The organism is Microbacterium hominis NBRC 15708 (genome assembly GCF_001592125.1).
GTDB lineage: Bacteria > Actinomycetota > Actinomycetes > Actinomycetales > Microbacteriaceae > Microbacterium > Microbacterium hominis.
In genome coordinates, this window is record NZ_BCWI01000001.1 from 44680 (window position 1) to 63116 (window position 18437).

At 66.8% G+C, this 18437-nt stretch carries 18 protein-coding genes; 11 read left to right on the plus strand and 7 right to left on the minus strand.

Annotated elements, in window-relative coordinates; translation table 11 throughout:
- Nucleotides 1-6 precede the first annotated feature (6 nt).
- From phtC to MHO01S_RS16990, 3 genes are read left to right on the plus strand one after another with little or no spacing between them, the layout of a single operon-like run.
- Nucleotides 7-741, plus strand: coding sequence for a 3,4-dihydroxyphthalate decarboxylase (gene phtC / locus MHO01S_RS00240; RefSeq protein ID WP_060958821.1), 735 nt, complete (start codon nt 7-9; stop codon nt 739-741).
- 25 nt (nt 742-766) lie between these two features.
- Nucleotides 767-1627, plus strand: coding sequence for an aldo/keto reductase (locus MHO01S_RS00245; protein WP_060958820.1), 861 nt, complete (start codon nt 767-769; stop codon nt 1625-1627).
- A gap of 49 nt (nt 1628-1676) precedes the next feature.
- Nucleotides 1677-1859, plus strand: coding sequence for a hypothetical protein (locus MHO01S_RS16990; RefSeq protein ID WP_168212703.1), 183 nt, complete (start codon nt 1677-1679; stop codon nt 1857-1859).
- A gap of 154 nt (nt 1860-2013) precedes the next feature.
- On the opposite strand, the gene MHO01S_RS16410 is transcribed toward MHO01S_RS16990, so the two are convergent.
- The 5 genes from MHO01S_RS16410 to MHO01S_RS00270 all read right to left on the minus strand — a co-directional run bounded on the left by MHO01S_RS16410 (nt 2014) and on the right by MHO01S_RS00270 (nt 7405).
- A complete protein-coding gene (locus tag MHO01S_RS16410; protein WP_174524654.1) occupies nt 2014-2592 on the minus strand; it encodes a relaxase domain-containing protein in 579 nt (192 codons plus the stop codon).
- Nucleotides 2484-2801, minus strand: a complete 318-nt coding sequence (locus MHO01S_RS00255) for a type II toxin-antitoxin system RelE/ParE family toxin (RefSeq protein ID WP_024476684.1) — start codon at nt 2799-2801, stop codon at nt 2484-2486. The genes MHO01S_RS16410 and MHO01S_RS00255 overlap by 109 nt, the downstream gene beginning before the upstream one ends.
- Nucleotides 2798-3034, minus strand: a complete 237-nt coding sequence (locus tag MHO01S_RS00260) for an addiction module protein (protein WP_024476685.1) — start codon at nt 3032-3034, stop codon at nt 2798-2800. The genes MHO01S_RS00255 and MHO01S_RS00260 overlap by 4 nt, the downstream gene beginning before the upstream one ends.
- Nucleotides 3035-3137: 103 nt before the next feature.
- A complete protein-coding gene (mobF, locus tag MHO01S_RS00265; RefSeq protein WP_200951266.1) occupies nt 3138-6581 on the minus strand; it encodes a MobF family relaxase in 3444 nt (1147 codons plus the stop codon).
- Nucleotides 6582-6820: 239 nt separating this feature from the next.
- The gene (locus MHO01S_RS00270) at nt 6821-7405 is read right to left on the minus strand and encodes a TetR/AcrR family transcriptional regulator (protein WP_024476687.1); all 585 of its coding nucleotides are present in this window, start codon (nt 7403-7405) and stop codon (nt 6821-6823) included.
- Nucleotides 7406-7504: 99 nt separating this feature from the next.
- Between MHO01S_RS00270 and MHO01S_RS00275 the strand changes: the two genes are divergently transcribed.
- The 6 genes from MHO01S_RS00275 (at nt 7505) to MHO01S_RS00290 (ending at nt 13204) form a co-directional block, all read left to right on the plus strand.
- Nucleotides 7505-8470, plus strand: a complete 966-nt coding sequence (locus MHO01S_RS00275) for an MFS transporter (RefSeq protein ID WP_218016042.1) — start codon at nt 7505-7507, stop codon at nt 8468-8470.
- A 30-nt stretch (nt 8471-8500) separates the two neighbouring features.
- Entirely contained in the window at nt 8501-8728 is a 228-nt protein-coding gene (locus tag MHO01S_RS16785) for a hypothetical protein (RefSeq protein ID WP_197425747.1), read from the plus strand.
- Nucleotides 8725-9414, plus strand: coding sequence for an NAD(P)-dependent oxidoreductase (locus MHO01S_RS16175; RefSeq protein ID WP_024476688.1), 690 nt, complete (start codon nt 8725-8727; stop codon nt 9412-9414). The genes MHO01S_RS16785 and MHO01S_RS16175 overlap by 4 nt, the downstream gene beginning before the upstream one ends.
- 49 nt (nt 9415-9463) lie before the next feature.
- The gene (locus tag MHO01S_RS00280) at nt 9464-10318 is read left to right on the plus strand and encodes a helix-turn-helix transcriptional regulator (protein WP_024476689.1); all 855 of its coding nucleotides are present in this window, start codon (nt 9464-9466) and stop codon (nt 10316-10318) included.
- A 524-nt stretch (nt 10319-10842) separates the two neighbouring features.
- Nucleotides 10843-11553 carry a helix-turn-helix transcriptional regulator gene (locus tag MHO01S_RS00285; protein WP_157553712.1) on the plus strand — a complete coding sequence of 237 codons (711 nt, stop codon included), beginning with the start codon at nt 10843-10845 and terminating at the stop codon, nt 11551-11553.
- A gap of 682 nt (nt 11554-12235) precedes the next feature.
- Entirely contained in the window at nt 12236-13204 is a 969-nt protein-coding gene (locus tag MHO01S_RS00290; RefSeq protein WP_101852925.1) for an IS481 family transposase, read from the plus strand.
- Between the two features lie 230 nt (nt 13205-13434).
- On the opposite strand, the gene MHO01S_RS00295 is transcribed toward MHO01S_RS00290, so the two are convergent.
- Nucleotides 13435-15042, minus strand: coding sequence for a recombinase family protein (locus MHO01S_RS00295; protein WP_024476692.1), 1608 nt, complete (start codon nt 15040-15042; stop codon nt 13435-13437).
- 37 nt (nt 15043-15079) lie between these two features.
- On the opposite strand from MHO01S_RS00295, the gene MHO01S_RS00300 reads away from it, so the two are divergent.
- Both MHO01S_RS00300 and MHO01S_RS00305 read left to right on the plus strand, forming a co-directional pair.
- A complete protein-coding gene (locus tag MHO01S_RS00300; protein ID WP_060958819.1) occupies nt 15080-16105 on the plus strand; it encodes a helicase C-terminal domain-containing protein in 1026 nt (341 codons plus the stop codon).
- 82 nt (nt 16106-16187) lie between these two features.
- Entirely contained in the window at nt 16188-16532 is a 345-nt protein-coding gene (locus MHO01S_RS00305) for a hypothetical protein (protein ID WP_060958818.1), read from the plus strand.
- 299 nt (nt 16533-16831) lie between these two features.
- On the opposite strand, the gene MHO01S_RS00310 is transcribed toward MHO01S_RS00305, so the two are convergent.
- The gene (locus MHO01S_RS00310) at nt 16832-18370 is read right to left on the minus strand and encodes an SIR2 family protein (RefSeq protein ID WP_060958817.1); all 1539 of its coding nucleotides are present in this window, start codon (nt 18368-18370) and stop codon (nt 16832-16834) included.
- Between the last annotated feature and the right edge of the window lie 67 nt (nt 18371-18437).

Below are 18437 nucleotides of genomic sequence, written 5' to 3' on the forward strand. Positions count from 1 at the left end.
CACGGAATGCAGGTGACCGACTACTCAGAGGAACGGCTGCTCGTCGCCGAGGGATGCCGCATCCTCGCTCTGCGAGGGCTCGTGGACGACATCCTGGGGCACATCAGCCTTCGAGTGGGCGAAGACTCCCTGCTCGTGCGCTGCAGAGGCCGCGAAGAACGCGGGCTGAAGTTCACGCAGCCCGACGACATCCACCTGGTCCGCCTCGATGGGAGTACCGAGCTGCCCGACGGATACTCGGCGCCGAACGAGCTGCCATTGCATCTCGCCACCCTCCGCGCACGCCCGGATGTGAGCGCGGTCGTGCACGCCCACCCGCCAGCCGTCGTCGCATTGACGCTGATCGGTGTCCCTCTTCTGGGCGTGGTGGGTGCCTACAACATCCCGGCGATGCGAATGGCTCTGGCGGGCATCCCCACTTTTGCCCGGTCGGTCTTGATCCGCTCGGACGCGCTCGGCAGCGCCATGGTCGACGCCCTCGGCGATCGCCCGGTCTGCCTACTCCGTGGCCACGGGCTCACGGCGACAGGATCGAGTGTCGAATCCGCCGTCATCAACGCGATCAACGTCGACGCCCTCGCTCGCATCCAGCTGCAGGTCCTTCAGGCTGGTGTGACGCCGGCCGCTGTGGCGCCGGCCGACCTCGACGATCTGCCCGATCTCGGACCGGCCTTCAACGAACAGCACGTCTGGCGATTCCATCTCGCCGACCTCGAACACGCCGGCCTCGGCATCCGATAGCGACCAACGATAGGACCACCGACCGATGACTACAGAAGAGCTCGAACCTGCGCCCCCAGCGCCCCTGCTCCCCCTCCTGCACGGCCACCGAATCCCGTCACTCGGCCTCGGCACCTGGCCGATGGTCGGCGATGAATGCCAGGAGGTCGTGCGCGTCGCCATCGAGAGCGGCTATCGGCTCATCGACACCTCATTCAAGTACAGCAACGAGGTCGCCGTCGGGCGGGGGATCCATGACTCCGGGCTGCCCCGCCACGAGATCTTCATCACCAGCAAGTTCAACAAGGAGTCGCACAGCGTCGACGGCGTCCAGCGCGCCTACGACGATAGTCTCGAGCGGCTCGGGGTGGACCACCTCGACCTCTTCCTCTGCCACTGGCCGGTCCCGGCTCAAGGCCGTTACGTCGACGCCTGGAAGGGTCTCGTCAAGCTGTTGGAGGAGGGGCGGGTCAAAGCCATCGGCGTCTCCAACTTCAAACCGGCCCACCTCGCCTCCATCATCGACGCGACCGGGGTCGTGCCCGACGTGAACCAGATCCAGCTCAGCCCCGACATCGCCCGTACCGTTCCTCGACGCGCGCACGAGGTGCTCGGTATCGTGACCGAGAGCTGGAGCCCGCTCGGCCGCGGGCCCGAGCTGCGGGAGAACCCGACGATCGTGCAGATCGCGGCGGACGTCGGACGAACGGCGGCACAGGTGGTGCTCCGCTGGCACGTGCAGCAGGGCCTCGTGCCGGTGCCGAGATCGTCAGACCCCAAACGCCTGGTCGAGAACCTCTCGGTCTTCGACTTCCGCCTTAGCACCGACCAGATGGCCACGCTTGCGTCCCTCGACAACGGCGAAGCCGCCGCGCGGGACTCTGACCTGCCCGAGAACGGTCATTAGTCCACCAAGAACACCAAAATCGTCACCGATCTGGTAAATTCAGCGCGCTCTGGAGACGCAGCAGAACGCCTCGCGCGGCTCCTGGACATTCGACTACACGCAGGACCGGCTCTCCGCCATCATGCGCTGCACACACGACCGCTGCCTCGAGACCGCCGACGAATACGGCTCGCCAGGCTTGCCCGGTGGACTTCGGCGACTGCGCGAAGCAACTGACCGGCGGCGAAGGTGATGGCTCGAACGTAGGCGCGATCTGCCTTGCTCGCCTCACCTTCGGCTCGCTCGACAGCCGCGTCCAAACCATCGCGAAGTCGCGTGCACTGCAGATGGCGGCGAGGGAGAGAGTAAGTTCTGCAGTGTGCCCGATCGGGAACAGGGGGTGGGCTTTAGTACCCCTGCCCGAATTCGCGAAGTCTGGGCCACAGATCGCCGCCGACGACGCCGAAGACCCCTACGTCCGCCAGCATGCCGCCGAAGCCCTGCTTGAGATCAACGAAGACCGGAAAGTCAACGGCCGCTACCTCGCCGTCAAGACCCGACAGAACCTCGCCCGCCTCACCGACTTCGCCGAACACACCCGTCGGTTTCCCTGCCTCTTCCGCCTCGATCAACGCCACCTGTGCACCCCTATCAGCGGGAGCGAGGGTCTCGGGAAGCTTCTCAAGCCGACGGGCAACTCGCTCGGCAGTGCTTGCGAATCGGCGGTACGGACGACCCAACTGTTCGCTCGTGTTGGGGTCCTGGCCGTGCCCCATGAGACGGCGGAGCTGCTCCTCGCTGACCTCACCACCGGGTTCGACGGCGCCAGAAATGTACGCGAGACCCGATCCGAGCCATGAGCCCGGCGGCGTGCTGTTCAGTCGTTCAGCCGGTGGAGCCAGTAGCCGGGTTCGCGGCGCTCGTGGGCGTAGGCGAGGATCAGGATCGTGTCCGGCTCCACCGTGTAGACGATGCGGTACGGGTATCCGCGAACGGCCTTGCTGCGGATCACGGTGCCATCGTCAGCGGTCGTGAATGGTGGGGCGGCGTTCGGCCATTGGTCGAGGTCTTTCCGGGCTTGCCTTGCTCGGTCGATGAGCGCAAGGCCGATCCCTGGCTCCTGGTCTTCGTACCAGCGCACGGCGGCGTCGAACTCCGCGACGGCCTCGGGGTGCTCTCGCTGGGCCAAGGTCATGCGGTGAGCAAGGCGCGCAAACGCTCGTAGTGCTCGTCGGCATCCACCAGATCGACCGCACCCTCACGCACCTCGGCCAGTCGCCGGGTAGCCTCGGCACGCCAGGCTGCATCGACCTCGCTCTCGTCGTCTGCATCATGGAGGCTTTCGAGCAGGGCGTTAGCGACGACCGCGCGCTGATCGGCGTCGAGCGCGAGGCCGTCTCGGATCAGAGTTGCGGTGTCGGGTGTCATGTATTCAAGTGTACGTCGAACGGCCGACAATCGCGCTGGGCGTCTGTGGCTCGGGTTGCGGGGCTGCTGTGAACGTCACGCCGACGCGACGTGCTGCTGATGCTCATAGGCCGCGTGCTGGCCCGTCATGTCGCGGGTCGTTGCGCCGCGGGTCGCGTTCGGTCGGCTCGCGGAGTTGCCGTTCGCGTTCGGCGAGTGCTTGCTGCCTTGCTTCGTGCTCGGCGCGGGTGGTTTCGATCCGTGCGGCGGCGTCGCGGATCGGTAGCGCGCGGAGGTAGTCGGCCTCGGCTCGGAGCGCGGTGGCTTGCTGGTGCGCCTGTCCTGCTTGCTGTGCTGGGTTCGGCAGTCGCATCCCGACCCGGTGGCGCATCACCGCCTGCGGCCCGTACTCGCTGACCAGCAACGCCCGGCGTTCCTGCTCGTGCCGCTGCCGCAACTCGTCACGGTCGGCTCGCGCGGCCTCGACGTGCTGGGCGGCGTCGATCACGCGGGGATCGGCCTCGGCGCGACGCTCGGCCTGTCGTGCCGCCCACTCGGGCAGGGTGTCGGTGGTGCGGGGTGGTTCGCCCCATGTTTCGCGCACCCGTGCCCGAACCGTCCGGGTGTGCTCGCTCGTCTGGCGGTGCTCCGCGCGGGCCTTGCGCCTGCCGAGCCTGCCGACGGTGGCGAGTCGGCTGCTTGCGGCGGCCTCGCGCTCGACAGCATCGAGATAGGTGGTGCCGTCTGCCTCGGCCTGCACCGTCAACGGTTCCGCGATTTCGGCACGGATGCGCGCCGCCTCGTCCTCGGCGTGGCGGAGCACGTCGGCGTGCTCGTCGTCCTCGGTCTTGTGTGTTGCGCGCTGGGCGTCGAACCTGGCAGCGGTCTGCTCCCAGCGTTCCGCCGCACGTTCGGCTCGTTCGGCTTCGGCGGTGAGGCGGGCGAGTTCTTCGGTGATGAGCTGCACGGGGCCATCGCTGACGAGGCCTTGCACGGCGTCGATGGCTTGGGCGGTGGCGTGGTCGAGGCCACGGTCTGCCGGGTCGCGTTCCATCGCCTCAACGAACCGCGCCCGCGCATCCGCCATATCAGCGGCGACGACGTGGAGTTGGTTCTGTTGGCGGCCTCTCGTCATGCCGACGTAGACGCCTGCCGCGCTCGTCGCCTCCGACAAGGCCGTGTGGGAGGCATCGACGGTTGCGCCTTGGACGCCGTAGGCGGTCGCGGCATACGACAGGTGCGCCCACTCGCTCACGTACTCGGCGGGGAGGGCGACGGTGCGGCTGTGCTTGCCTCCGCCGCTGACTTCGCGGGCGTAGACGCTGCCCTCGTCGGTCACATGCTGCACGATCCATTGCTGCCGGTTTGCCACGCCGAGGTCGCTGCTGTTCTTCCGGGTCTGGATCAGGTCGCCAGCGCCGATGCTCAGCCCGTCGCTGCCGGTCGTCGTCATAGTGTCGTCGACCTCGCCGCGCTCGACCCGCCCGGCGCGGATGTGCTCGTTCAGCTCGGTGGCCTCGTCGTTGGTGGCGACGGTGATCGCTTCGCCGTCGTGGGCGTGGGCGGTGATGTGCTCGCGGGCCGCTTCCTCGTCGGCATGCAAGGTCACGAGGCCCATCGTGGCGAGTCGGTCGAACACGTCGCCGGGGTGCTCCCGGTCACGCATGACCAACGTCAACGCCGCATACTCGGCATCGGTGAACCTGTGGAGTTCGGTCATGTCGTAGGTACGGCCACGAATCTGGGCGGCCATGTCGAGCACCCCGCCGCGCCCGACCGCCGGGAGCTGCGCCCGGTCGCCCACGAACGCGACCGACGCGCCTGCCTCGGCGGTGACGGTCAGCAGAGCGAGGGCGGTGTCCTGGTCGAGCATCCCCGCTTCGTCCACGATCACCCGCTCACCCCGCGACAGCACGGCGTCGTTTGGTGGGCCGGTGTAGATGTTCCCGGTTGCAGGGTCGGTGTCGCCGGGTGCGAGGCGTGTCCATACGCCGTCCTCGTTCCACCGCCACCCATGCGCATACACGAGCGCCGCGACGGAGGTTGCGGGCACGCCGAGTTCTTCGTGGGCGACCTGCGCCGCACGCAACGTCGGCGCAACCACCCGCGAGGATCGCCCGTGCTCGGCTGCAACCTCGATGGCGACGCCGAGCATGGTGGTCTTGCCTGCGCCCGCCGCGCCCTCGACAATCACGAGCGGGTTGGTCGAGGCGACGGCAGCGGCGGCCACGGTCTGCCCGGTGTCGAGTCCGGCGGCTTGCGCAGCGTCGGTCACGTCGGGGTGCTTCGGCTCCCGTTCCGGCGTCGCGGCGGTGAGTTGGTCGCGGAGTGCGGTCTCGGCGGCGACGACGCCAAGGCTGGTGAGGTGGGCGACGTGCTCGGGTTGCACCATGCCCGGCGGCAGCACCGAGAAACAATCCGAGGCGGCGAGTCCGGTGGCGAGGTCGATGAACTCGCGCAACTCCGCCGGGGTCGCTTGCACGCCTGCCTCGGTGGTGATGCGGGTGACGTGCTCTCGCACGGTGTGCGGTGTCCAGGTCGATGCAGCCGCCGCGCAGCGATCCAGCGCACGACTGGCGACCTGTTGCACGCTGAGGTCATCCAGCGATGCCGGCGCAACGGTGTCGGGGTGCTGCAAGCTCTCGGGGTGGTAGCCGGCGTCTCGGAGTTCCTGCTGCCACCACTGCTCGTTCTTCAAGTCCGCCGGTTTCTTGCCGGGCCGCTGGAACGCCCACGCCGCGTCCTGCATCCGAGCGGTCAACACCGGGCCGGGCGTCTCGCCGGGATGCTTCGCTTGCCACTCGGCCTCCATGCGTTCCAGGTTGCGTCTGATCTGCGCCGACCGCTTCGACATGACGGCGTTGAACGGCTCCAACTCCACAACCTCACCGCTTACGGGGTCGAGGGTCAGGCCATGCTCGGAGAGCGTGGCGGCGAGCTGGGGGTGCGCGGCGATCACCGCCGTACCGAGAGCACGGATCGCGCCCTGCTGCTGGAACAACGCCGCCGTGGTCAGCGCCCGCCACTTCCCGCCCGCCCACACCCTCGTGCCAATCTGGAAATGGATATGCCGGTGCGGATCACCCGCACGACTCGTCTTGTGCGTGATCGCGACGGTCTGCATGTGCTCGACCGGCAGCACCTCCTGCGCGCCGCGCGGCCCCGCCAACGTGACCGAATGCTGACCAAGGAAGTGCTGAATCTCCCGCGCCGCATCCCGCTGCGTCGCGTCCAACGCCTCGGACACGTCCGGGTGGAGTGCGGCGGCGACCGACAGGCTCTTCGGCGCGTTGATCGTCATCTCCGCGAACAACGGCGACCCCCGACGCACCTTGCCCGGCTTGCGCGGGGTACCCATCGACTCCCCGGTGTCCGGGTTCACCCAATCGACCCAGGCTTCGTACTCATCCGCCGACAGCGACCGAGCAGCGGTGACCTCGCCGGTCGCGTCGATCACGGCGTACTCGGCCACGGCCTGGTCTGCGCCGAGGTAGTACTCGTCAGCGCGGGAGCGGTCGGCCTCGACATAGGCGCGCGCGGCAGCACCGCTGCCGTGGAACAGCTTCACTCCACCCTTCACTCTGGCCTCCCTCACGAGTCGTCTCGTGAGAGAGGTGCGCACTACGGCCCCGCCGTAAAATACGTGCCTCACTGAGATAGGGGGCAGATGACTGATGGAGCCGAGCGTCAGCGCGAGAGCGTCGCACAGAGTGTCGCTGGCAAGAGTTGGCGTCACAAAGTTCGAGGGAACTTTCGGAGTTCGGTTCGATGAAGTGACTAGTCTTCTCGGCGAACTTCGTGACCTGATTACTGCCCGATGAGTCTTCGGGCAGCGGTGACGACGGAGGCACGGCGGCGTGCGTGTTCGGCGTCGCTCTCGGCTCCGGTGATCATGCGGGCGACCTGCGGTACCGCTGACCACCATCCGGCGAGTGAGAGCACGAGGAACATCAGGTGGTCGGCGTCGAGGTCGCTCGTTACTGTGCCCTTGGCCTGTCCGTCGGTCATGGCGGCGACTTTGTATCCGTAGTATTCGCGCCGCTCGGCCTCGTCGGGTACTTCGGTGTCGAAGACGAGCCCTTCCCAGCGCATGAGCCTGCCGAGTTCGGGGTGCTCGCGGTGGTAGTCGTAGACGCGCCCGGCGTAGTCGCCCACGTCCTCGGTTGCGAATGATTCGACGGGCACGTCGCGGGCTACCTTCGCCAGTTCCTCGCGCAGTACGGTGGCGAAAAGTCTGTCCTTGCCCCCGAAGTGCGTGTAGACGCGCTCCTTGTTCACCCCGGCGGCCTTGGCGATGCGCTCGATGGTCGTGCCGTGCGGCCCGTGCGCGGCGAACTCGGCCACCGCCGCGTCGAGGATGCGGCGCTTCCTGCCCTCAACATCCCAGCCCATCGTTCCCACCTCCCGTCTCGTGCGGTAAACCCAACGCTCACGTTGCGTCTTCGCGGTTAGCCTACTACAGTCAAATCCAACGGAAACGTTGGATTTGGAGTGGTGGTGTCTGCGAACTCGACGGAACAGATAGCGGGAGCAGGCGAGGCGCGCGAGCACCCGGCAGGGAACGGCGTGGTCGTGCTGCTCGTGGTCACGGCGCTGCTGGTGCTCACGCAGTTGTACGCGGCAATCCCGCTGATCGCCCCGATCGGTGCGGAACTCGGCTCTGATGTGACGTTCGCGCTCTCGACGGTGTTCAGCGTGTGCTATGCGGTCGGGTTCCTGATCTGGGGGCCGTTGGCCGATCAGTACGGGCGGAAGCGGATCATGCTCATCGGCCTGGTGTATCTCACCGTCGCGACCATCGCCTGCGGCTTCGCCTCCACGGTGCCGATGCTTGCTGCGCTGCGCGGGGTGCAGGGGGTGATGGCGTCGAGTTTCGCGCCGGTTGCGCTCGCGTATCTGGCCGAAGCGACCCCGCTGAAGCGTCGGGCAACGGCGATCGGGGCCATGTCGACGGCATTCCTCGTTGCCGGGATCGCAGGCCAAGTACTCGCCTCCGCGCTCAGCCTGACGTTGGGCTGGCAGTGGGTGTTCATCCTCTCCGGCATCATGCTCGGCCTCGGCATGATCGGCGTCGCCGTGCTCGTCACCGAGCCGCACAGTCGCAGAGACGATGCGAGCCTGGTGCGTCGCTTCGCCGTAGTCGGGAGGGTCGCCACACGCCCCTCGGTGCTGCTACTGAGCCTCGCGCACCTAACGCTGCTGTTGTCGTTCGTCGGCATGTACACCGGCCTCGGCCCGCACCTGACCGACCTCTGCCTGGACTCATCGCAGGTGATCTGGCTCCGCCTCGTCGGGCTGCCGGGCATGTTCGCCTCCCTCTTCGCGGGCGCTATTGCGAAGCGTCTCGGCGGCGCGGGGGTTGCACGTGCCGGGTTCGCCCTCGCCGCGATTGGGCTGCTGATCGAAGCCGCACTCTCGGCATCCCTCGCGGGCACGGCGCTGGCGAGTCTCGTGTGAGTCACTGGGGTCGCGCTCGCGGTGCCCGCGATGATCACCCTGTTCGGCGAGACCGCCGCCCCGAACCGGGCCGGTGGGATGGCGCTCAACGGATTCGTGCTGTTCCTCGGTGCCAGCGTCGGCCCACTCACTGCCTACCTGGGCTTGGACTTCCCGATCCTGCTCGTCAGTCTCGCCGCGCTCATGGTGCTCGCCGTCGCCAGCCTCACCGGGTTCGCCCGACTCACCCGCACGCCCGCTTCGGAGGTACCTGTATGACTCGCATCCTGATTCTCGGCGCGACCGGGCGCACCGGAGCCGCCATCCTCGCTCATCTCCCCGCAGGCATCGAGGCGACCGCTGCGCTGCGCGATCCGGCAGACACCACGCGGCTCGCCAAGACTGCTGCATCGCTGACCTCCACGGTCGTGAACATCGCTGAGAACGCCAGTCTCACGCAAGCAATGCACGGCATCGACGTCGTCATGAACGCGATCCGACTGCGTGAGGACATCGCCCCGACCGAACTCGTGGCCGTACATGATCGACTCATCGAGGCAAGCACCAAGGCCAACGGCGCTCCGGCCCGGATCGTCACGGTCGGCGGAGCAGGAGCACTCCGACTCCCTGGAGACAGACGGTTCTGGCAAGACCCCCGGTTCCCAGAACCCACACTGCCGCGCGGGAGAGCACACGCCATGCTGCGCGACCACCTCGAAGCGGGCAACGCAGGATCAGAATGGGCGTATCTGATCCCGCCGCCCGTCTACGAACCGGAGGGGCCGACGACAGCACGCTGGGAACGAGTCTCCCCTTCCACAGACGAGACTGCGTTCACCCGACAAGCGATCAGTTATGCCGACTTCGGAGCGGCAGTCGCGGAGACTTCCACCAAGGACGACACTCGCACGCAACTCATCGCATGGCCCAGTGAACTGACAGAAAAGCACCCGATGAGTGGATAGGCGCATCTCCCCGCCGTTGTCGGCTCGGACACGGACGACGCATCGACCTGTGGGCCTGGCGGCGTACAACGTTGTCCGGCTCGTTGTGATCCGTGACGGCACGGCCATCGTGTTCAGCGAGTTCGGACAGCAACCCGTCAGCTTTGGCGACGCGGTGCTGCTGGGGCCGAGCGTGCTGTTCGGCGTCGAACCCGAGGGGCGGGTCACCTATACGACGGTCTACATCGACACCGACATGGCGCTGGATCAGTTCTTCTGGCAACACTCCGCGATCTTGCACGACCGCCTCGACGCCCACGACTTCGCGGGAAAGGTGTACACCGAACCTGCCCAGGTACTGCACCTGGGCCGGGATCGAGCCGGGCGGTTGTTGCCGTGGCTGGACGAGCTGGTCGCCCTCACCGTCGAGGGCAAGTACCTGGAACGGTTCCATCGGATGCAGGCGCTCTGGTTCCTCATCACCGATGTGATCGCGCCGTGCATCCGCGTCTCGACGGTGCGGCTGACCCGGCTGCAACGTGCCCGCGCTCGCCCGTTCTCCGCTCGAAGTCGGGTGCCTGAACCGTTGCGTCGTGAGGCGATGCTGGTGCGCGACGCGCTGCACAGCCGGATCACGCACCCGTGGACGCTCGCGGAACTGGCAGCCCTGGTGCGGCTCTCTCCGAAGCACCTGGTGCGCGTGTTCACGGACACGTTCGGGAAGACCCCGACCGCCTACCTGGTGATGCTCCGCGTGCAAGAGATGGCGCGGCTCCTACGCGAGACGAACATCACCGTCACCGCCACCGGGCAGCGGGTGGGGTGGCGGAGCCGGTCGCGCGCGGTAGAAGCATCCACAGCGCACACCGGAGTGACACCGAGCCGCTACCGAGACATGCGCCCGCTCATGACCGACCTCCCATGACCGAGCCGGTCGCGCTGCCCGGCAAAGTGCCGGAGTGACCGGGAAACGCCCGGCCTGCTCGTCTCCTGCTTCGCCGCGACCGCCGGTGCTTGGTAGGCCGGTTCTTCCCCCTGGTTGCTCGGGGGTGGTCAGAGAAGGGAGGTCGTCATGTCGCTGCTACTCGAACGCCCGGCGACCACGCCGACCGGTCATGAGCCTACAAGGACGCCGCAGTCGCCGCACCCCGCGATAGTGCAGCCGGTCGAGCCGTGGAGTTGCGTCTATGTCACCAGCATCCGTCACCGTCGCATATTGGCGGCGACCGCCTATGACTGTGTGCGCTTCGTGGTCGTGCGCGACGGCTCGATCATCCTCACCGATGCCGATGCCGATGCCGATGCGGGCGGGTCGGCGTCGGTGGGTGATGTGGTGCTGGTCGCCCCGAACGTCGAGTTCGGGTACGAACCCGAGGGCACCGTCACGGTGAGGACAGTGGCAGTGGATACCGATTACTGGTCGAGCAGTTGTTCTGGCAGCACCTCGACGTGCTCGCGGACGGCGAAGCCGCACGCGACCTCGCAACTCACCTGTATCCCGATCCGGTGCAGGTGCTGCGCGTCGGAGAATCGCAGGCCGAACGGCTCGGGCCGATCCTCGATGAACTCGCCACACTCACCGGCGAAGACCAATCGCCGCGCGGCTACTTCCGTGCGTATGCGCTGCTGTTCACGGTGCTCGCCGCCATCGCGCCGCTGGTTCGTCACGCGCCGGTGGAGGTGCCGCCGCTGACCTCTCGGCAGCGGGCCGTGCGGGTCGCGCCTCCCCGGTGGCGGGAGTTCAAGCCGGTGCGCCGCGAGATTATGCGCACGGCGGCGCTCATGCAGAGCAACATCGCCAGGCAGTGGCCGCTCACCGAACTGGACGCGCACGCCTGCCTGTCGCCGAGTCAGCTCAATCGGGTGTTCAAGGACTCGTTCGGGGTGACGCCGCCGGTGTACCTGTCGATCCTGCGCGTACAGGAGATGGCGCGCCTGATCCGCGAAACCGATCTGCTCATCGGCACGATCACCGAACGGGTCGGCTGGTGCCACCACTGCGGGCAAGCCTCGCGCATCTTCCGCCGCTACATGGGCGTGACCCCCATCGAGTACCGGCGCTACGGCCCACCGTCCGCGAGCCGGGCGGGGCCGGGCGTCGGCATCGCCACCGCACGCGCCGACGACTCCCGTGGGAACGGGTGCGCACCTACCTACTGACACCTGCCCACACGACCGGAGGAACCCGACGATGAGCACCGCCACCACGCGACCGCGATACGCTCCGGCGCGCCTGCATGTCGGGGTGGGGGTGACGGTTCCGGCAAATTGCCGGAACCGTGCGACCAGGGCTTTTACTCCCGGCCGGGGTGGTTCCGTCGAATCGGCGGCACCACACTCGCGGGGCGACGGTCGGGGAAAATTTCCCACACCGTCCAGCCTGCGACCTCGGCCCGCTGTGCTGCTCGTTGTGGTTCTCGTGACGGTGGTGGCAAATTGGCACCACCGTCCGACCAGGAGTTTCGCCGTTGCCCCCGCGAACCAAGCCGCATCCGCTGCGACCTCACCGCGACCGTTCACGGTGGTGTCGAATCGCCACCACCGTCGGACCTGCGCTTTCGCTCCGCTCGGCTGGCCGTCACGGGCGCGAACGGTGCCGCAAAATTTGCGGCACCGTTGAGCCGGTTCACGAGGGTACCGAATCGGCACCCCCGTGACATACCCCGTTTGGGGTCGGTCGCAGGTAGCTCCCTGTGGATAAGTCTGCATATAGTACCTCAACTCGATGCCAGGTACTAGATGTACCCGGCCATGAGGTTGGTGGCGTTTCCGGTCTTGTGAAAGGGGAGAACCTCCGGGCTTAGTGGAGATGTCTGACGTCTTCACGAACTCGGAGGTTCTCGTGTCCCACCGTAATGCCCGCTTGACCGTGCACGGCAGGCTGCTCATCGTCCATCGTGCCGGTGCCGGGTGGAAGCAGGCGCATATCGCCGCGGCAATGGGCGTGTCCCGACGCTGCGTGAAGCGGTGGCTGGACCGCTACCGCGCCGAGGGTGAAGCCGGTCTCTACGATCGCTCCTCGCGGCCTCACCACGTCGCCAACCGCACCCCCGATGCCAGGGCCGCGGCGGTGGTCGCGATCCGGAAGAAGGAACGAGTCGGCCGTGACGAGGTCGCGGCCCGCACCGGGGTGCCGGCGCGGACGGTGTCGCGCATCATCGCCCGGTCCGGGCTGCCTCGTCTGGTCGATCTGGACCCGATGACCGGGGAGCGGATCCGCGCGTCGAAGACCACAGCGGTCCGCTATGAACGCGAGCAGCCCGGCGAGCTGGTGCACATGGACGTGAAGAAGCTCGGTCGCATCCCCGACGGCGGCGGGTGGAAGGCGCACGGCAGAGCGATGGGCTCCACAGCCGCCCGGAAACAGACCGTCGTCGGCTACGACTACGTGCACTCCGTCGTCGACGACCACTCCCGGCTCGCATACTCCGAGGTCCTCCCCGACGAGAAGGGCCCGACCTGCGCCGCGTTCCTCGAACGCGCCATCGGCTACTTCGCCGCGCACGGCATCCCCCGCATCGAGCGGCTGATCACCGACAACGCCTGGGCCTACCGATGGTCGCTGCGCGGCGTCTGCGGCGCGCACGGCATCCGGCAGAAGTTCATCAAACCGCACTGCCCGTGGCAGAACGGCAAGGTGGAGAGGTTCAACCGGACCCTGCAAACCGAATGGGCCTACCGGCAACCGTTCACCTCGAACGACGACCGCACCGCAGCACTTGACCCCTGGCTCGAGCACTACAACACTGGACGACGCCACTCAGCCCTCGGAGGCAACCCCCCGATCAGCCGACTGCAACCAACGTCCTGACCCCGTACAACTAGATGTTGTGGTTTGCCTGTCGTACCTGTCTACATGGATACCTCGACGCAGACCACCACAACCACGCCCGAACCAGCCTCGACCGATGCCCCCGAACCACTCGGCGCACGCCTCGCGCGGGAGAGCCGCGCAGCGCAGGGCCTGCCTCCGGTCATCGCTGACCCACGGGTGCGTGAGCAACTGCAAGCCCTCTGCGGCCTGCCGAAGGCGCGGGGGCGTTAGGCGCGCCAGACGAACTCGACCCGATGTGCGAGAATCCCCGCCCGGTACACCTCACGGCGGGCATGAAACGCTTCGACGGTCTCATTGCGCCGCCTCGCCGGTGTCGCGCCGTTCATCCCCCTGGGCAGGGCGTGAACGAGGACGGCTTCAAGGACGAGACTGGCGGCCTGGTGCTGCCACATCGGGGTACGGTCGGCCCACTCCTGTGCGACGGTCGTCATATCAATCGACGGGCCAGTGTGCTCCGGCACCGTGGCGGCGTACTCGCGGCGGGTGCGTTCGATGCGTTCGGCGATCCGTGAGCGTTGCCGCACCCACATCGACTTGTCGATCAACCCGTCGTAGTAGTCATCATCGAGCCGGGCGAGGCGTTCCCGGTCGGCATCGAGCGTCGCGGCAAGCCCCACTCGTGCGGCCTGATCCGCGCCCGGAGACTGGCGCTTGGCGGGGTTGAGGGTGATCTGCTCGAACGTCGCGAGCACGGCTTCCTCCACGAGTTTGGTGAGGTCGCCGGAACGGATCGAGCGGTTGCACCCGCCCGGCACCTGTTGCACACACTGATACACCTGGCCGCGATGCAGCATGGCGCGTCCGCAGGTCGAGCAGCGGATCAGACCCGAGAACGGATACAGCCGTTTCGCCGCCCCACTGCCGGGCTGATGGAAGTTTCGGGCCTGCTTGCGGGCATCGAGCACATCGGAGACCTGCTGCCAGGTGTCCTCGTCCAAGATCGCGGGCCACGCGGCGGTCGTCTGCATCAGGGAGGTTTTCGACCGGGTGCCGTCCGGCAACAACGGTCGATACTCCCGTACCCCCTTGATCGAGGGGTTGCGCAGCACCAGTTTGAGTGTCCGATCCGACCACCGGCACCCGTGCGTCGTACGGATACCCCGCCGGTTCCAGTCGGTGAGAATCCGGTACAACGTCTCTCCGGCCAGCACCCGCCGCGCGGCTTCCCGCACCAACTCGGCAGCCTCGGGGTCGATCACGAGCGTGTGGTTCTCGGCGCGGTAGCCGAACGGCACCTGCCCACCATGCCAAGTGCCCTCGATGGCCTGCTGCTTCGCCGCCCGAGCGACACGGCGGGCGGTGTCGGCTGAGGACTTGTTCGCCATCGCGACCAGCACCCGCGCCATCGCCACATCAGAATCCGTATCCAACCTCAGCGAGCCGGTCACGGAGCGGACGCTGAAGCCGTTGAGTACCTTGGCGTCGATCAGGTCTTCCAAGTCTCTCGGGTCGCGCACCGCCCGATCCAGGTCGTAGGCGATCATCACCCCGGCGCGCTGCTCGCTGAGGTGCTTCAACATCGCGCGGAACTCCGGGCGCACCACGCGCCGCACCCGCTCACCCGTCGGGAGTGTGATCGTGCGCTGCTTGAACGCCGACGTGTCGTTCTCCCGGTACACCTGGGCGACTTCCCACCCGTGCGCTGCCGCATACGCCCGGCAGTCAGCTTCCTGCCGGTCAACACCGCGCTCGGTGCCCTCGGGATCATCACTGATCCGCACATACACCACCGCCCGCAACGACGGCGACGCCTGCGCCGTCGCCTGGTCGTTCGGCTCATTGCCTGCGGTTCGTTCCTGCTGATCGTGGCTCATCTCAGCCACCGCCTTCCTAGCTCTCATCGAGAGGTAGGTGCGTTTACAGAACCTCGGCTACGCCGTGACCGCCTATCGGGCGCAAGGGATCACGGCCGACACCGCCCACGCCGTCATCGAGCCAGGAACAACGCGCGAGAACCTGTACGTCGCGATGACGCGGGGGAGAGCGTCGAACACCGCGTACGTGGTCGTGTCGCGCCCCGACGACAATCACTCCGCTCGACATCCAGGGGAGCGTCCGAATGCCACGGCCCGCGACATCCTCGCGGGCGTGCTCGGGCACGTCGGCGCCGAGCTGTCGGCGCATGAGACGATCGTCGCCGAGCAGGAGAGCTGGGGATCGATCGCGCAGCTCGCGGCCGAGTACGACACGATCGCGTCGTCCGCCCAGCGGCCACGGTGGACGAACCTCGTGTACGCGTGCGGACTGCCCGCCGAAGTGGCCGATGCAACGATCACGTCGGACGCATTCGGTGTCCTCACCGCGGGTCTCCGGCGCGCCGAAGCGCTCGGATACGACGTCGATTCCCTTCTCGCTCGGCTCGCCGCTTCGCGCGGATTCGAAGACGCGCAGGATGCCGCGGCTGTGCTCCACGAGCGCCTCGAGCGTGTCCTCGCTCAGCCATCGAGCGGCAGCTCGCGGGGGAGTGGACGCCGGATGATCGCCGGTCTCATTCCCGCGGCGATGGGGGAGATGGATGCCGAGATGCGGCGCGCGCTCGATGAACGCGCACTTCTGATCGAGGAGCGCGCGGCGGCGCTCGTCGACTCCGCTCTGGCGTCGGGCGCGATGTGGATCAGTTCGCTCGGGCACATGCCGGCCGACCCGGTGCGCGCGGATGTTTGGCGTCGCCATGCGCACATCGTCGCTGCCTACCGAGACCGGTACGGCGTGTTCGAGGATGACGCACTTGGTGCGCCTGCCGCCTCGCCAAACCAGCGGATGGATGCCGCGACCGCAGCCGTGGCGCGGGATCGCGCGATCAGGCTGTCGCGAGCCGACGCTCCTGCACAGCCGCGACAAGCGCCCAACCGCAGTCGGTCTGTCCACAGCCTGTGACCGACGGTCCTACCCGCTCGCGCGACGCGGGCGTACCCTGAGCGCAACCGCAAGCCCCACGCCTGAAGGAGAGGCATGGTCGATGTTCCAACTGCTGATCGTCTTCGTGAGTCGCATCTACGCCTTCTTCCAGCGGACGATGCCGACGAACATCCTGATCCGCGCCACGCACACCCGCCGCGGACTCAAGTGGGGCGTCCCCGTGATGCTCCTCGCCGTCGTTTACCTCGTGATCGCCGCCGGCCTCGCGCAGCGGGTCGCCGGCGGTGCGCCGGGATGGATCAACCTGCTCGTGTTGGTGTGCCTGTGGAACGCGCTCAAGTTCGTGGTAAACGGGCCGATCACGGTCGGGCGGCTCTTGCGGGTGCGAGCGTTTGAGCGGCGCAATCGCGATGCGGCTACAGACGAATCGATGTCGGTGGGCTAAGGCCACGACGTCCAGCCGCGAGCGGCCGCCTTTCCGTTTGAAAGCTTCGAGCGCCATCCGCTCACCGCGCATCCGTGTGCACCGGTCATGCAAGCGTCGTCGCGGTCGCCGCAATGGCGACTGTCGAGGTCTTCGCTACTGTGCGCTCGAGGACCGGCTAGATCGCGCTGGGACCAGTTCGCCAGCTACATGAACGGCAGCGTCCGCGGGATCCTCGACGACAGATCAAGACCGTTGGAGCACGGCGAGCAGGTCTGACAGCCGAATCGCGCGTTCGCGATCTTTGATCACCCGAGGGACTACTTCCACCCCAGCGCGTAGCGAATGTAGTCGTACGCCACGACGCCCTTCGAGTAGTAGCTCTGCCAGTAGGCGGGTTCGGTTTCCAGCTTTCCGGCGTTGTCTATCAGGTAGGAGCGCAGGTCGCTCGCGAGTTCGATGTGAGACGGCACTTCCAGGAAGTTCAGGAACATCCAACGCCAGTCGTGCTTAGCCTCCAACGCGGCTATCGTGGAGCGGCGGCGGTAGCGGAACTTGGTGATTACCTCGGTCCGGTTCCGCTGGGCGAGCTTGACCACCTGAGATGGCAGTACCGTCTCGTCGATGATGTTGCCGCCGGCGTCCAGATGCCCGGCTTCACGCAGATACTTGAAGACGGGGTACCACCAGTTGCTCGGAATCTTCGAGATGTGCAACTGAAGGATGTCGTCGGCAGGAAGCCCACCAGGAGGGTTTTCGAGAACATCAGCGATGATGTCGCTTCGATTCATGCCAACGATTCCAGTCGCCGCGATCTTCGCACCCACGCCGAAGACAATCGAGATGTCCTCCGCCTTGGCTGAGTCAATGTCGGCGTAGGCGAAGAGCCGGTCCTTCGGATCGTTGGACTTGACGATCTCGTAGACCTGCTCTTTCAGGACACGCAGAGTCCGAGCGGGGAGCGCGTGCTTCCGGGAGCCCAGGGCCTCGAAGACCTCGGTCCAGTCCGGCGTCCTGATGCGAGTGATCGGCAGCAGGTGGCCGCTGATGTTGACGTCAGTCACTTCAACCGTGGCGTCGCCGTCGGCGCGCCACTCGACAAAGATAAGTCGGTCGCGCAACTTGTCAATACTGTGGTTCTCGAGTCCCTGCACGATGGCAGTCAGCATCCGCTGAACGTTAGCGTCATTGAAGCTGTATCCGAGGAACACCACCGGGTGCTCCACGAAGATCGTGATCAGCTTCGCCGCGAGGTAAGCGTTTCGGGCGTCAAATCTTTCGTAATCGGACTGCGTAAGCACCAGCGACATTGGGTCGCGCGTCGAACCGTGGATCGCGTAGGTTTCGGCGATGCCCTGGGTGTCCGAGAACAGCATGCCGTCCTGCCCGACGTATTCGAGGTAAGAAGGGAAGGCCTCGGCCAGGACGCGGTCGTAGTTCGTCGTCACGATGCCGTCGACGGTCGCGGCCTTAAGCAGCTCCCACTCGCCCTCAAGGGTCTGCGGAATCGTCATCGCCGCCACGCGCTCCTCGAGGAGCTTCGCGATCTCGATCTTCAGCGGGCCAGCCTGGTCGACCACCTTCGACTGCCACGTCGTGCGACTGTCCTCGTACTCGGGGGCGCTGAACCAGACACCGTGAAACGCCTCGGCGATCTTGGTTGCTGCCAAGGGCAGGTCGCCGTCCGCCGCCGACAGGTAGAACTCGTAGGGCTGGCCTGTCTTGTCCGCAAACAAGCGCAGCAGCTCGGACCACGAGGGGAGCGCCGCGTACCGGCGTGAGAGTCCAGCTCCGACGAATAGATACGGCGTCGCGAGCGGCGCAAGGTGCGGAATCAAGAAGTCTTTGACTGCACCCATGGTTGAAGAATATTGCCAATGCTCGAGCGCACCTCGACACTCCGTGAGCGAGTCTTCGCCAGTAGAC

Excerpts from the sequence above, each read along its gene's own strand:
- phtC (WP_060958821.1), top strand. The coding sequence starts at position 7 with ATGCAGGTGACCGACTACTCAGAGGAACGGCTGCTCGTCGCCGAGGGA.
- MHO01S_RS00245 (WP_060958820.1), top strand. The coding sequence starts at position 767 with ATGACTACAGAAGAGCTCGAACCTGCGCCCCCAGCGCCCCTGCTCCCC.
- MHO01S_RS00255 (WP_024476684.1), bottom strand. The coding sequence starts at position 2,801 with ATGACCTTGGCCCAGCGAGAGCACCCCGAGGCCGTCGCGGAGTTCGAC.
- MHO01S_RS00260 (WP_024476685.1), bottom strand. The coding sequence starts at position 3,034 with ATGACACCCGACACCGCAACTCTGATCCGAGACGGCCTCGCGCTCGAC.
- MHO01S_RS00270 (WP_024476687.1), bottom strand. The coding sequence starts at position 7,405 with ATGGGCTGGGATGTTGAGGGCAGGAAGCGCCGCATCCTCGACGCGGCG.
- MHO01S_RS16785 (WP_197425747.1), top strand. The coding sequence starts at position 8,501 with ATGATCACCCTGTTCGGCGAGACCGCCGCCCCGAACCGGGCCGGTGGG.
- MHO01S_RS16175 (WP_024476688.1), top strand. The coding sequence starts at position 8,725 with ATGACTCGCATCCTGATTCTCGGCGCGACCGGGCGCACCGGAGCCGCC.
- MHO01S_RS00295 (WP_024476692.1), bottom strand. The coding sequence starts at position 15,042 with ATGAGCCACGATCAGCAGGAACGAACCGCAGGCAATGAGCCGAACGAC.
- MHO01S_RS00305 (WP_060958818.1), top strand. The coding sequence starts at position 16,188 with ATGTTCCAACTGCTGATCGTCTTCGTGAGTCGCATCTACGCCTTCTTC.
- MHO01S_RS00310 (WP_060958817.1), bottom strand. The coding sequence starts at position 18,370 with ATGGGTGCAGTCAAAGACTTCTTGATTCCGCACCTTGCGCCGCTCGCG.